General features: G+C 69.6%; 16 protein-coding genes. 9 read left to right on the top strand and 7 right to left on the bottom strand.

Annotation, left to right across the window (positions count from 1 at the left end; genetic code table 11):
- Positions 1-106 precede the first annotated feature (106 nt).
- From AJAP_RS19475 to AJAP_RS19460, 4 genes are read right to left on the bottom strand one after another with little or no spacing between them, the layout of a single operon-like run.
- Entirely contained in the window at positions 107-523 is a 417-nt protein-coding gene (locus AJAP_RS19475) for a TIGR03668 family PPOX class F420-dependent oxidoreductase (protein ID WP_038513749.1), read from the bottom strand.
- 13 nt (positions 524-536) lie between these two features.
- Positions 537-1,163 (bottom strand): class I SAM-dependent methyltransferase, encoded by a 627-nt coding sequence (locus tag AJAP_RS19470; protein ID WP_038513746.1) that lies wholly within the window; start codon positions 1,161-1,163, stop codon positions 537-539.
- Between the two features lie 48 nt (positions 1,164-1,211).
- Positions 1,212-2,099 (bottom strand): S66 peptidase family protein, encoded by an 888-nt coding sequence (locus AJAP_RS19465; RefSeq protein ID WP_038513744.1) that lies wholly within the window; start codon positions 2,097-2,099, stop codon positions 1,212-1,214.
- Positions 2,096-4,036 carry a dipeptidyl-peptidase 5 gene (locus tag AJAP_RS19460; protein WP_038513741.1) on the bottom strand — a complete coding sequence of 647 codons (1,941 nt, stop codon included), beginning with the start codon at positions 4,034-4,036 and terminating at the stop codon, positions 2,096-2,098. Before AJAP_RS19460 ends, AJAP_RS19465 begins: the two co-directional genes overlap by 4 nt.
- 121 nt (positions 4,037-4,157) lie before the next feature.
- Between AJAP_RS19460 and AJAP_RS19455 the strand changes: the two genes are divergently transcribed.
- The 6 genes from AJAP_RS19455 (at position 4,158) to AJAP_RS19430 (ending at position 9,196) form a co-directional block, all read left to right on the top strand.
- Positions 4,158-4,733: a DUF3090 domain-containing protein gene (locus AJAP_RS19455; RefSeq protein WP_016334235.1), complete on the top strand. Its 576-nt coding sequence runs from the start codon at positions 4,158-4,160 to the stop codon at positions 4,731-4,733.
- 4 nt (positions 4,734-4,737) lie between these two features.
- The gene (locus AJAP_RS19450; protein WP_038513737.1) at positions 4,738-5,520 is read left to right on the top strand and encodes an SCO1664 family protein; all 783 of its coding nucleotides are present in this window, start codon (positions 4,738-4,740) and stop codon (positions 5,518-5,520) included.
- Positions 5,505-6,398, top strand: a complete 894-nt coding sequence (locus tag AJAP_RS19445; protein WP_038513735.1) for an aminoglycoside phosphotransferase family protein — start codon at positions 5,505-5,507, stop codon at positions 6,396-6,398. The genes AJAP_RS19450 and AJAP_RS19445 overlap by 16 nt, the downstream gene beginning before the upstream one ends.
- Positions 6,399-6,448: 50 nt before the next feature.
- Positions 6,449-7,264, top strand: coding sequence for a DUF3097 domain-containing protein (locus tag AJAP_RS19440; RefSeq protein WP_038513733.1), 816 nt, complete (start codon positions 6,449-6,451; stop codon positions 7,262-7,264).
- Between the two features lie 95 nt (positions 7,265-7,359).
- Positions 7,360-7,791, top strand: a complete 432-nt coding sequence (locus AJAP_RS19435; RefSeq protein WP_038513731.1) for an NfeD family protein — start codon at positions 7,360-7,362, stop codon at positions 7,789-7,791.
- A 58-nt stretch (positions 7,792-7,849) separates the two neighbouring features.
- Positions 7,850-9,196, top strand: coding sequence for an SPFH domain-containing protein (locus tag AJAP_RS19430; RefSeq protein ID WP_016334240.1), 1,347 nt, complete (start codon positions 7,850-7,852; stop codon positions 9,194-9,196).
- A gap of 184 nt (positions 9,197-9,380) precedes the next feature.
- Here the strand turns inward: AJAP_RS19430 and AJAP_RS19425 are convergent, their stop codons facing one another.
- The 3 genes from AJAP_RS19425 to AJAP_RS19415 are packed head-to-tail and all read right to left on the bottom strand — an operon-like array spanning position 9,381 to position 11,766.
- Positions 9,381-9,746: a MerR family transcriptional regulator gene (locus tag AJAP_RS19425; RefSeq protein ID WP_038513725.1), complete on the bottom strand. Its 366-nt coding sequence runs from the start codon at positions 9,744-9,746 to the stop codon at positions 9,381-9,383.
- Entirely contained in the window at positions 9,743-11,185 is a 1,443-nt protein-coding gene (locus AJAP_RS19420) for a DHA2 family efflux MFS transporter permease subunit (RefSeq protein WP_038513722.1), read from the bottom strand. The genes AJAP_RS19425 and AJAP_RS19420 overlap by 4 nt, the downstream gene beginning before the upstream one ends.
- Positions 11,182-11,766 carry an NADPH-dependent FMN reductase gene (locus AJAP_RS19415; protein WP_038513720.1) on the bottom strand — a complete coding sequence of 195 codons (585 nt, stop codon included), beginning with the start codon at positions 11,764-11,766 and terminating at the stop codon, positions 11,182-11,184. Before AJAP_RS19415 ends, AJAP_RS19420 begins: the two co-directional genes overlap by 4 nt.
- Positions 11,767-11,906: 140 nt before the next feature.
- Here AJAP_RS19415 and AJAP_RS19410 point away from each other — a divergent pair, with 140 nt between their 5' ends.
- From AJAP_RS19410 to AJAP_RS19400, 3 genes are read left to right on the top strand one after another with little or no spacing between them, the layout of a single operon-like run.
- A complete protein-coding gene (locus AJAP_RS19410) occupies positions 11,907-12,293 on the top strand; it encodes a VOC family protein (RefSeq protein WP_038513717.1) in 387 nt (128 codons plus the stop codon).
- On the top strand, positions 12,293-12,610 hold the full coding sequence (locus tag AJAP_RS19405) for a metalloregulator ArsR/SmtB family transcription factor (RefSeq protein WP_038513714.1): 318 nt from the start codon (positions 12,293-12,295) through the stop codon (positions 12,608-12,610). Before AJAP_RS19410 ends, AJAP_RS19405 begins: the two co-directional genes overlap by 1 nt.
- Positions 12,556-13,044, top strand: coding sequence for an SRPBCC family protein (locus AJAP_RS19400; RefSeq protein WP_228695011.1), 489 nt, complete (start codon positions 12,556-12,558; stop codon positions 13,042-13,044). The genes AJAP_RS19405 and AJAP_RS19400 overlap by 55 nt, the downstream gene beginning before the upstream one ends.
- Positions 13,045-13,046: the final 2 nt, after the last annotated feature.

The raw sequence follows: 13,046 nt of genomic DNA, 5'->3' as shown, positions 1-13,046 counted from the left end.
ATGTACCTGAGGCAAGGGATTGGACTTCGCCTACCAGAGTGTATAACGGCCTATACGGCGTGGCGAAGGCCGTGTTGCCGTAAAGCGGCAACACGGCCAAAAAAGCTCAAGAAGAGCGCCATCCGCGCCAAGAGTGGACGAGCGTGGTGACCACGGCGTGCGGAGCGGGCTGCGCTTCGTACTGCGGGTACTTCTCCCGCAGCAGCCGCACCGGGAGAGCCTGCTCGTCGGGATCCGTCAGCACCCGGGCGACGCCGTCCGCCCGTGCCCACCACAGCCCGGCCCAGTCCTCGTCGTAGCGGTCGGTCAGGAAACTGACCACCGGGTTCTCCGCGATGTTCTTCAGTCGCCGCAGCGCCGTCGTGCTCTTCGGCTTGTGATCGATCGCGAAGGCGACCGAGTCGCCTTCGACGACGAACGTCACCGGCACGAGATGGGGGACACCGTCCGCGCCTGCCGTCGCCAGTCGCGCGATCCGCTCGCCTTCGAACTGTGACCGGGCTTCGGCAGGCGACATCCGCATGCCATGACGGTACCTAGCCCGAGCGGCGCACGCGGAGCACGTTGTCCGACCGCGTTCCGTGCTGCCCCTCCGGACCGGGGAAGTCGTGCGTGATCACTTCCTGCCGCTCGACCGTCCATTCGCCGTCGGCGAGGGCGAGCGCTTCGAGGACCTCGGCGGTCGTCGGGAAGCGGACGTCCTTGTGTGGCGGCTCCTCCATCCAGGTCGGCCAGCCCGCGTGGCCGGCGACCACCAGGGTGCCGCCAGGTGCGACCGCCTCGGTGGCGCGGCGAAGCGCCTTGTCCCGCTCGCCGTCGACCGCGACAGGAGAGTGGAAGAACTGGGCGGAGACGAGGTCGAAACGGCCCTCCGGGAACGATTTCGCCAGGTCGTGGCGCTCCCAGGTGATGCCCTCGGCGCCGGCCTCGGCCGCGTGGGCCGCGGCGCGTTCGAGTGCGACGTCGGAGATGTCGACGGCGGTGACGCGCCAGCCCTGCTGGGTGAGCCAGATGGCGTCACCGCCCTCGCCGCAACCGAGGTCGAGCGCGGTGCCCGGCGTGAGGGCGGCGACCTCGTTCACCAGGATCGGGTTCGCCTTCCCGCTCCAGACCTGGTCCTTGTCCCGGTAGAAGTCTTCCCAGAACTGCTGTGTCGAATCCATGACCGCAAGATGCCCTCGGTCCGGCCGTCTTCGCAAGTTCCGTTGCCGTTATGGCAAAAGTTGGAGCGTTCCCGCGTCGGCGTCGAGGGTGGCCCGCGCTCCGAGGGGGATGGTCGGCGAGGCCGGGACGTGTCCGACGCCGAAGTCCCACGCGATGGGCACACCGAGCGGCCCGAGCCGGTCGAGCATCAGGGCGCGGATCTCCTCGGGATCACCGCAGGACTTCCACGAACCGAGCACGAAGCCCTGGACACCGTCGAGCCAGCCGGAACGCAGCAGCTGGGTGAGCATCCGGTCGATCCGGTAGAGGCTCTCGGTGACGTCCTCCAGCAGCACGATCGACTCGCCCGCCGAGCCCTGTTCCGGCGCGCCGAGACCGGCCGTCAGCAGGGCGAGGTTGCCGCCGATGAGCGTCCCGGTCGCGGTGCCCGGCACCAGCGGCGACGACGTCGGCGAGGTGATCAGCCGGACGCCTTCCGGCTCGAACAGCGAAAGCCGCAGGTGTTCGGCGGCCACCGCGTCGAACAGGGTGGTCGCGGGCATGGGGGAGAACAGCGTCTCCAGTCCCAAGTGGACGTTCACCGCCCGGTGCAGTGCGGTGACGTCGCTCGACCCGGCGAACATCTTGGGCCCGGCCGCTTTCAGTGCCGCCCAGTCGATCAGGTCGAGCATGCGTTGCGAGCCGTAGCCGCCGCGGGCGGCGAGGACGCAGGTCACTCCCGGGTCCAGCCAGGCCCGGGTGAACTCGGCGGCCCGGGTCTCGTCGGAAGCCGACAGGTAACCGGCGGAGGTCGCGCGGACGCATTCGCCGACGTGGACTTCGACGCCCCAGCCGCGGAGCACCGGCAGCGCCTTCTCGACGAGGTTCGGCGGGACAGGGCCCGCCGGGGCGACCAAGGCGATCGTGTCGCCCGGTCGCGTCTTCGGTGGCCTCACCGGCTTAGCCGGAGCTTCGGCACGCCGGGTGTCTCGAAGCCGAATACCTGACCGTAGAACGACAACTCCGCTTCGAGCGCGGCCACGATCGTCTCCGCCTTCCGGAACCCGTGCTGTTCGCCCTCGAACCGCAGGTACGCGTGCTCGATGCCGCGTCCGGCCAGTCCGGCGACGAAGCGGTCCGCCTGCTCGGGTGGGCAGATCTCGTCTTCCAGCCCCTGCAGGAACAGCAGGGGACCGGCGAGAGTGCCCGCGTTGTTGATCGGTGACCGGTCGCGGTAGCGCTGCTCGGTCTCCGGCAGCGGTCCGATCAACCCGTCGAGGTAGCGGGACTCGAAGTCGTGTGTCTCGCCGCCGTCGCCGGTCCACTGGGTGAGGTCGAGGATCGGATACATGACGGTGCCCGCGCGATAGGTCGTCGTGGTGGTCAGGGACGCGGCGGAGGTGTAGCCGCCCGCGCTGCCGCCGCGGATCGCGAGCCTGTCGCCGTCGACGGTGCCTTCGGCGGCAAGGGCTTCGGCGACGGTGACACAGTCGGCGACGTCGACGACGCCCCACTGCTCCCGCAGCCGTTCGCGGTAGGCGCGTCCGTAGCCGGTCGAGCCGCCGTAGTTCACCGTGACGACGGCGATCCCGCGGCTGGTGAAGTAGGAGATCTCGTGATCGAGCACCGCGCTGTCCCGGCCGGTGGGCCCGCCGTGCGGGTACACGAACAGCGGTGGCAGTTCCCCTTCCGGCGCGGCGAAGTCGGGGTTCGCGGGGAGGTAGAGGAAGGCCGGGATCCGGTCGCCGCCGTCGGTCTTGAAGATCCGTTCGACGGGCGTCGACAGGTAGGCGGGCGAAGGCGGTTCGGGTGCCGAAGCGAGTTCGGTCACCGTCCCACCGGCGAGATCGACCTTCACGACGGCGGCTTCGCGCTTCGGGCCCGCCGCGACGCCGACGACGCAGCCTTCGTGGACGGCCAAACCGTTGGTGGACCACGCGGTCAGGTCGGCGGCGGCCGCCACCGGGGTCAGTTCCCGCGTCGCCTCGTCGAGGACGGCGAGCCTGCCCGAGGCGATGACGGCGAAGCGGCCGTCTCCGAGCGGCGTGAACCAGCGGGCGCCGAGTTTCCACTGCGCACCGCCGATCTCCTGTTCGGCCGGGGCCAGGTTCGTGATGCCGCCGTCGAGTCCGACCCGGTGCAGGTTCCACCAGCCGTGCGGGTCGAGCAGGGCCAGCAGGCTGTCCGCCGACTCCCAGTCGACCTGGCAGACGGAGACGTCGGCCGCGCCGGCGAGCACGCTGTGCGGCCCGAAGGTTCCGTCTTCGCGGAGTTCGGCGACGCACAGTTCGGTGCCGTCCCAAGGCATCGCGGGGTGGTTCCAGCCGAGCCACGCCGCACGCTTCCCGTCGGGCGAGAGTTGCGGCGCGGTGAGGAAGTGATGGCTGGCGGTCAGCACGCGTTCCGGGCCGCCGTCGAGGGGCACCGCGATGAGGTCGCGGGCGATGTCGACGCGCCGGGGTCCGGTGCTGCGTTCGCGGACGAGCCACACCTCGCCGGGCCGGCCGGGCCGGAGGTCGCTGTAGCGGAGCTGGTGCCGCGTCGCCGGTTCCGGGGTCAGTGGCGTCGTCTCGCCGGTGGTCAGGTCGCGACGGTAGACGCGCTGATCCGTCCAGTGGGTGAAGACGAGGACGTCGTCGAGGACGAGCCAGGGACGGCCGCCGTATTCGTGGACCCGGTTCCGGACGTTCCAGGGAGCGGGAAGGACATCTTCGACCGTGCCGTCTGCGCGGGACCGCACTAGGGTCACGCGGCCGCCTTCACCTGTTCTCGCTTCGGCCCACCAGACCTCGTTTCCCGCCGTTCCGAGCCATTGCGCGCTGACTCCCGAGGCCGCGACGTCGGCGGCCGACAGGGGAGACGTCCAGGTGCCGTAAGGGGCGATCTCAACCACAGGGGAAGCCTAGGTTCGGCCCTTTGCCTATGACGGCTCGGGGCGCAGCGGTTTCGCCCTTGGCTGAACCGTGGGGCGGCGGATGCCGATCATGGGGCCGTGGCCTAGGGTCAAAGGTGCCATGTCTCGCGTAATCCACGTCTTCCGCCAGCCCGACCGGTTCGTCGCAGGAACCGTCGGTGAGCCCGGCGACCGCACGTTCTACCTCCAGGCGTCCGAGGACGTCCGCACGATCAGTGTGACGATCGAAAAACAGCAGGTCGTGGTCTTGGCCGAGAGGCTCAGCTCGCTGCTGGAAGAGGTCGCCAGCCGGTTCGGCGCGGACGTACCGGACGACGCGCCCGACGAGCTCCTCGACGTCGACCCCCTGACCGTCCCGGTCGAGGAGGAGTTCCGCGTCGGCACGATGGGGCTCGGCTGGGACGCCGACAGCAGCGCCGTCGTCATCGAACTGCTCGCCATGACGGAAGGCGAGGTGGACGAAACGGTCGTTCTGGACGACACCGAAGAGGGGCCGGACGCCGTCCGCGTCTTCCTGACCCCCGGCGCGGCGCGCGCCTTCGCGGAACGGGCGGACCGGGTGGTCAACGCCGGCCGCAAACCGTGCCCGCTGTGCGCGGAACCGCTCGACCCGGCGGGCCACATCTGCCCGCGCCAGAACGGGTACCGGCGCGACGTCGACGTCCTCGAGGACTGACGAGGTGACGGAGACTTCGCGGGACCTGGTGACGCGCGGCAAGATCGACGTCGAAGGCAGGCTCGTCGACGCCTCCAACGTCACGTTGTTCTGCACGATCGAGCTCGACGGCGTCACCGGCAACGTCGTGTACAAGCCGGTTTCCGGTGAGCGGCCGCTGTGGGACTTCCCGGACGGGACGCTCGCCGGCCGTGAGGTCGCGACGGCGATGATCGCCGACGCCTCCGGGCTCGGCGCGATCCCGCCGACGGTGCTGCGTGACGGTCCGTTCGGGCCCGGCATGGTGCAGCTGTGGATCGAGACCACCGACGAGGAACTGGTCGACGTCCGGTCCCCGGACAGCGTGCCGGACGATTGGCGCGTCGTGCTGCATGCGCACGATCGCGACGGCGAACCCGCGGTGCTCGCGCACGCGAACCGGCAGGGGATGCGGGAACTGGCCGTACTCGACATCGTGGTCAACAACACCGACCGCAAGGGCGGCCACGTGCTCGCCGGCGCCGACGGCCGCGTCTACGGCGTGGACCACGGGATCTGCCTGCACACCGACCCGAAGCTGCGGACGGTGCTCTGGGGCTGGATCGGCGAGCGGCTGACCGAGGACGAGATCGGCAAGCTGCGTGGCTTGCGCGAGAAGCTGGACGGCGAACTCGGTGACGCGCTCGGCGAGCATCTCTCCGGGTTCGAGATCCGCGCGCTGGCCGAGCGCACCGAACTGCTCCTGGCCGAGGCTGTGTTCCCGGAGCCGGGCGACGACTGGCGTGCCATCCCGTGGCCGTTGTTCTGATCGACGACGAGGCGCGTGCGCGTCTGGTCACGCGGTTCGGGGCGGAGGTCGCGGCGTGGTGCGACGCAGTGCCCGCTCTCGTGGCGCGGCTGGCGGCGCGATGGGGGCTCACCGTCGTCGACGCGAAACCGGGTAACACCGGGCGGACTCTGATCTGTGCCGGGGACGACGGCGTCAAGAAGGTCCTCAAGCTGACGCCGGATCACGCGATCGCCGCGTCGGAGGCCGCCGCGCTGCGGGCGTGGGACGGCTGCTCGCGCGTCGTGCAGGTGCTGGACACCGCACTCGCCGACGGGGCGATCCTGCTGGAAGGCATCGACCCGGGCACGCAACTGCTGGAGGCGGGGGCGAACGTCCCGTGGGCCGAGGTCGGCGACCTGCTGGTCCAGATCCACGCGGTGGCCCCGCCGCCGGAGTTCTCGACGCTGGAAGACCGTGTCGTCTTCATGTACGACCTCGCCGAGCGTGGGCTGCGGGGTTCGGTGGCCGAAGCCACGCTTTCGCTGGAGACCCTTGATCGGGCTAGGCGGCGGGCGCTCGCGTTGGCGACCGGCGGGGGAGGTCACGCGATCGTGCACGGGGATCTGCATCCGGGCAACGTCCTCGACGGCGGGCCCGGGAGGGGCGCGGTCGCGATCGATCCGCGGCCGAGCGTCGGTGATCCGTGGTTCGATCTGGCCGACTGGGTCACGTTGCCGATGCGCGACGGCGGAACGCTCGAAGACGGTTTCGACGCGATCGCACCGTATCTGCCGGGTTTCGACGCCGAACGGGTCCGCGCGTGGTGCGTCGCGCTCGCACCGCTGTTCGTCATGCGCCCGCTGGAGCGGGGCGAGCGGACCCCGTTCGTCGAAGCGATGGTGCGGATGGCCGCCTGACCGGCGTGGCGGGGAGACGCCGGCCCCGGGCGCCGCTAGCGTCGGGCGCCGTGCGCTCCCATTCGTACGACGACGTGCTGTCCGGTCCGCGCAAGCGGAAGATCCCCGAGGTGCCCGCGGAACCGGGGCTCGTGGTCGAAGACCCCGCCAGCGGCTACTGCGGTGCCGTGGTGAAGATCGAGTACGGCAACGTCGTCCTCGAAGACCGCCACGGCAAGCACCGCGTGTTCCCGCTCAACCCCGCGGGTTTCCTGCTCGAAGGCAAACCGGTCACGCTGGTGCCGGCGAAGGCGGCCCCGAAGACCCCGGCCCGCCGGATCTCCGCGTCCGGGTCGGTGCAGGTCCAGGGACTCAAGGCCCGGGTCGCGCGCGATTCGCGGATCTGGGTGGAGGGCAAGCACGACGCCGAACTCGTCGAGCGGGTCTGGGGACACGATCTGCGCGTCGAAGGCGTGGTCGTGGAACCACTCGATGGTGTGGACGTGCTGTCCGACCGTATCGACGAGTTCGGCACCGGGCCAGGACGGCGGCTCGGCGTGCTGGTCGACCACCTGGTCGCGGGCAGCAAGGAGTCCCGGATCGTCGACGCCATCCGCGACGAGAACGTGCTGATCACCGGTCATCCGTACATCGACATCTGGGAGGCCGTGAAGCCGTCGGTGGTGGGTATCCGCGCCTGGCCGAAGATCCCGCGCGGCACGGAGTGGAAAGAGGGCGTGTGCGACGCGCTGGGCTGGGGTGAGCCGTGGGAGGGCTGGCAGCGGATCCTGGCGGCCGTCGGCAGCTACCGGGATTTGGAAACGCCGCTGATCGGAGCGGTGGAACGGCTCATCGACTTCGTCTCCGACCCTGGCGAAGAGTCCTGAATGACCGATTTGCGCGAGGTCACTCAAGGTCACGCGTCGGTCACGTCGGTTTCGCTTCTTCGGTATGAATCGACGCGATCTGGGAGCATGAACGCATGACAGGCGCTCTCATCTGGCTGATCGCCGGCATCCTCTTGATCATCGCCGAGCTGCTCTCGGGTGATCTGTTCCTGCTCATGGTCGGCGTCGGGGCCCTGTTCGGGGCGGGCTCGGCCGCCTTGACCGGGAACCCGTTCATCGACGTCGCGGTGTTCGCCGTCGTCTCGGTCGGGATGCTCGCGCTCGTCCGGCCGACCCTCAAGCGCCGGTTCCTCTCGGGGCCGGACATCAAGACCAACACCGACGCGCTGATCGGCGCGCGAGCGGTAGTAGTGTCCACAGTGGACGTCGAAGCGGGCCAGGTGAAGCTGGCGGGCGACGTCTGGTCGGCACGATGCATGACCGAAGGGGAACCGATCGCCCCGGGGACATCGGTGACGGTCGTCGAGATCTCGGGCGCCACGGCGGTCGTCTCGGCCGAGCTGTGAGCCGGACGGCCGCACCGCAACAGGTTTCTACGTAAGGGGAAGGTAGTTGTCAGAGACAGTGGTGTTCATCGTCGTCGGACTGCTCGCGTTGTTCGTGGTCGTCGTCGTGGTCAAGGCGATCATGGTGGTGCCACAGGCGCAGTCAGCCGTGATCGAACGGCTGGGCCGGTTCCGGACGGTGGCTTCTCCCGGCCTGACGTTTCTGGTGCCCTTCCTGGACAAGGTGCGGGCGCGGATCGACCTCCGCGAGCAGGTCGTCTCCTTCCCACCCCAGCCCGTGATCACCGAGGACAACCTGACCGTGTCCATCGACACGGTCGTGTACTTCCAGGTCACCGACTCGAGGGCCGCGGTCTACGAGATCTCGAACTACATCGTCGGTGTCGAGCAGCTGACCACCACGACGCTGCGTAACGTCGTCGGTGGCATGAGCCTCGAGCAGACGCTGACCTCGCGTGACTCGATCAACAGCCAGCTGCGCGGGGTGCTCGACGAGGCCACCGGCCGCTGGGGCATCCGCGTCGCCCGTGTCGAACTGAAGGCGATCGACCCGCCGCCCTCCATCCAGGATTCGATGGAGAAGCAGATGCGCGCCGACCGTGAGAAGCGCGCGATGATCCTGACCGCCGAAGGTCAGCGGGAATCGGCGATCAAGACCGCCGAAGGTCAGAAGCAGAGCCAGATCCTCGCGGCCGAAGGTGCCAAGCAGGCCGCGATCCTGAGCGCGGAGGCCGAGCGGCAGTCGCGGATCCTGCGGGCGCAGGGTGAGCGTGCCGCCCGGTACCTGCAGGCGCAGGGGCAGGCGAAGGCCATCGAGAAGGTCTTCGCGGCGATCAAGGCCGGGCGCCCGACGCCCGAGGTTTTGGCGTACCAGTACCTGCAGACCCTGCCGCAGATGGCGCAGGGCGACGCGAACAAGGTCTGGATGATCCCGAGCGACTACGGCAAGGCCCTGGAAGGCTTCGCCCGCGCGCTCGGCGCCCCTGGCGACGACGGTGTGTTCCGCTACGAGCCGCCGAAGGAAGACCCGGTCGAGAAGCCGGACCTGGAGGACGAAGAGGTCCAGGGCTGGTTCGACACCTCCAGCGACCCGAAGGTCGCCGAGGCCGTCGCGGCCGCGGAAGCCGTGGCGCGCAAGGAAGTTCCGGCGCTGGGCGTCGCGACGCCGCGGCAGGAGCCGCCCGCTCCGCGTCAGGTCCCGAAGGCCGCTCCGGCTCCCGAGCCGGAGGCTGCTCCGGAGCCTCCGCAGGCCCCGCCGCCTTCGCGGCTGCCGCAGCCGCAGCCGCCCGCGGGGCCGCAGGGTGGTCCGTACCAGGGCCCGCCGTCGCAGGGACCGGGCAGCGGGCCGTTCCCGCAGCAGGGTCCGTTCGGCGGTCCGCAGGGTGGTCCGCCGCCGCAGCGCTGAGCCGTTTCGACGTGAGAGAGGGTCGTCCTGTTCGGGGCGGCCCTCTCTCGTGTTTCTTGCGGGGTTCGGCAGGTCCGTGAAGGCCTCCTTCACTACCCTCAGGGTAGGTAAGGAGGCCTTCACGGACTTGGTCCACGGGCCGCTGGACCCCGGTTCCGCTGGACGAACCCCGCGGAAGCACCGTTCAATTCCTGAGGAACTCGAGCGTCCGGTACTCGTCGACCACCGAGGTGAGTTCGGCGATGCGGGCCTGCCCGGCGTCGATGAGCCGTTGCCCCGCGCGCGACCACTGCTCGAGATCGGGGGACATCGGCGGGATCTCGGCCAGGATCTCCGCGCTTTCGGCGAGGCTGAGCCCGACCCGCTGGGCGGCGACCGCGAGCCGGATCCGGCAGATGGCGTCGACCGTGAAGCGGCGTGCGTTGCCCGCGGTGCGCTCGGCTGTGATGACGCGGTAGCGCTCGTAGTACCGGACGGCGTTGGCCGAGACCCCGGCCTTGCTCGCGACCTCGCCGATGGTCAGGTGTGCACCGAGTGTCGTTGTCGTCATGCCGCGCTCCGTACCGTCGTGGGTTCCGCTGTCGGGGTGGTGGGCCGGGTCCGCAGCCTGACCACCAGGGCGAGCACCATGACCGCGAGCACGCCGACGAGGGTCAGACGATACGCGTCGACGATCTCCCCGGTGAGCGCCGGCGAAACGTTCACCGCGGCGAGCCCCTGTCCTCCGGTGGCACCCGCGATCAGCCCGGTGAACACCGCGCTCACCGCCGCGGTGCCGACCGCGCTCGCGATGGTGCTGGCCAGCGGGAGGATCGTGGAACCGGACGCGAGATCCGGGCCCCGCAGGTCGCGGCCCGCGCTCACGATGGTGGGCATCATGATCGCTCCGGTGCCCGCACCTTGGAGTACGCCCAAGATCGCCAGCACCGTGTACGACGTGTCCGGCGCGAGGACGAGGACGGTCAGCGCGGTCGAGGCGACCGCCAGGCTCAGCCCGGTCCCGACGACGATCCGCGGGCCGAAGCGTTCCAGGAGGCGGGCGGCGAACTGGATGGCGATGCCCATCCCGATCGTGCCCGGAACCATCATCGTCGCGCTGATCAGGGCCGAGTCGCCGCGGATCACCTGGATGTAGGCGGGCATCAGCAGCATCGAACCGAAGTACGGCCCGGCGTACAGGACGAGAATGGCGGCATTGCGCCCGAACGTCCGGTCGCGCAGGAGCCGGACGTTCAGCAGCGGTGCGCGATGACGCCACGAACGGCGCGTGAAGACCGCCATGAGCGCCAGCCCGACGGCGACGATCGCCACCCGGAACTCGAGACCTGCCGTCTCTTCGCTGAATCCGTACGCCACCGCGACGACACCCGGGACGAGCAGGAGACCACCGGCCACGTCGATCGGAATGCGTTCGGCCGACGGGACGTCGGCGGGCACCCAGCGGAGCACCCCTGCGACGGCGAGCAGGGCGGGCGGAACGGTGATGAAGAACAGTGCCCGCCACGACAGCGCGTCGAGCAGGATCCCGCCGAGCATCGGGCCGAGGATCGGCCCGATCAGCAAGGGAAGTCCGGTGATCGTGGTCATCCGGCTTCGGCGTTCCGGGGCCACCGCGCCGAAGCCGATGGTCATCCCCAAGGGGTTGATCAGGCCGCCCGCGAGACCTTGGACGACCCGTGCGGCGATCAGCCAGCCCAGATCACCGGCCGCACCGGCGGCCACGGACGCCACCGCGAACACGAGCAGCGCGGCCAGATAGACCCGGCGCGCTCCCCACCGTTGCGCGAAGGTCGCCGCGAGCGGCATCGCCGCGACCATGCCGAGCGCGTAGCCGGTCGCGATCCACTGGATCGTGGTGAGCGACGCGGAGAAGGTGGTCATGAACCGCGGCAGCGCGACGGCGACGATCGTGGTGTCGAGAACGGCCATCAGCCCGCCGAGCGCGATCACCGCCGCGATGCGCAGCTCCCGTCCGGTCAGGCGGTTCATGACGCACTCACCTGAGCCGCGACGCGTCCGGTGCGCAGGGTGCGGGCCCACCAGCCCAGTTCGGTCATCGTGGCGGCCAGCGCGCCGCGTTCGCCTTCGGTTCCTTCGTAGCCGTTCGGGCCGAGGCGGGTCCACGGAGCGTTCAGCAGGACCGCGTCGCGGATGGTGGTGGCGCGCAGTTCGGGGAAGATCAGCCGCAGTTGCTCGATCGCGCGGATCCCGCCCGATCCCGCGCCGTAGCCGACGAACGCGACGGGCTTGTACGCCCATTCGGTGAAGTGCCAGTCGATCGCGTTCTTCAGCGCCGCGGGGAAGCTGTGGTTGTACTCGGGAGTGACGACGAGGAAGGCGTCCGCGTCGCGCAGCCTGTCGCTGATCACCGTCTCGGTGCCACCGGGCCGCGTTCCCTGCAACGGAAGGTCGATGTCGGCGAGGTCGATCGGATCGACCTCCACACCGTCGATCGTGGCGAGTTCGGTCAGCAGCCAGCCCGTGATGGCGTCGGCGAAGCGTTCGTGCCGGACGCTGCCGATGATGACGGCGAGGCGGATGGGGGACTGCGTGGTGGTTTCTGTGCTCATGGCGACGACGCTAAAAGTTCGTCCATAGGCGAACTCAAGCCGTTGCGGCGCTGGTCACGAACCCTGGACCTCTATCTATGTCGAGGTTGTACGGGCGCCGAAAGTTGACATGTAGGAAATCTCCTACGTATGGTCGGGCCATGAACATCGACCGCATCCAATTCCTCACCGTGCCGGTCTCCGATCTGACCGAGGCGCGGGACTTCTACCTCGGCAAACTCGGCTTCGACCTGCTCGTCGACGTCAGCGGCCCGCACGGTCCGTTCGTCATGGTCGGCCCCAAGGGGGCGGACACCGGGCTCGTCCTCGTCGATCGCGCGGTCGGCGGGCTGGATCACGACACGCGTGTGCATTTCCAGCTGACCACCACGGACGTCGACGCCGACATCGCGGAGCTCCGCGCCCAAGGCGTCGAGGTCGGCGACGCGGAGGAGATGCCGTGGGGGCGGGTGACGTCACTGAAGGATCCTGACGGCAACGCGATGGGGCTGCTCGAAGCTTCGGGCTACGGGAACTGGCCGCGCTAGTGCCGGTCAACGACGACGTCTTCGCCGCGCTGGCCAATCCGGCCCGGCGGGAAGTGCTGGGCATCCTCCTCGACGGTCCGCGGGCGGCGGGGGAGATCGCCGAACGGTTCGACATGCGGCGGCCGAGCCTGTCGGAACACCTTCGGGTGCTCCGTGAGGCCGGGCTCGTCCGGGAGGAGAGGCAGGGCCGCAATCGCGTCTACTCTCTGGACGCCGCGCCGCTGCGAGAAGTCTCCGACTGGCTTTCGCCCTATGAGCGGTACTGGCGCGGAAAGCTGGGGAACCTGCGCGACCTGCTGGACGAGGAGGACTTCTGAACGACGACGATCCGACGGCCGTTCACGTCGACCAGTTCCTGGCGCATCCGCCGCGCAAGGTGTGGCGCGCGTTGACCGAACCCCAACTGCTGGAACGCTGGCTTCGGATGCCGAACGACATCAAACCCGTTGTGGGACACCGATTCGAGCTCCTCGCGGATCCTGTTCCCGCCGCGGGTTTCGCGGGCGGCCCGGTCGCCTGCGAGGTATTGGCCGTGGAGCCGGAGCGGCTGCTCAGCATCAGCTGGGGTCCGGAGTGGACGGTCACCTGGCGGCTCGTGCCGGAGGGCCATGGGACCAGGCTGTTCCTGAGCCACGAGGGCTTCGACCCGGACGACGACTTCCAACGTATGTCGCGCCGGATCATGGGCGGCGGCTGGCGGACCGGGGTGCCGAAGGCCCTGGCGCGCGTGTTGGACGAGATGCCCGACTAGGC

It is taken from the genome of Amycolatopsis japonica, assembly GCF_000732925.1.
Classification (GTDB): domain Bacteria; phylum Actinomycetota; class Actinomycetes; order Mycobacteriales; family Pseudonocardiaceae; genus Amycolatopsis; species Amycolatopsis japonica.
The sequence above is the reverse complement of the archived record's forward strand: the minus strand, read 5'-3'. Positions and strand labels throughout refer to the sequence as shown.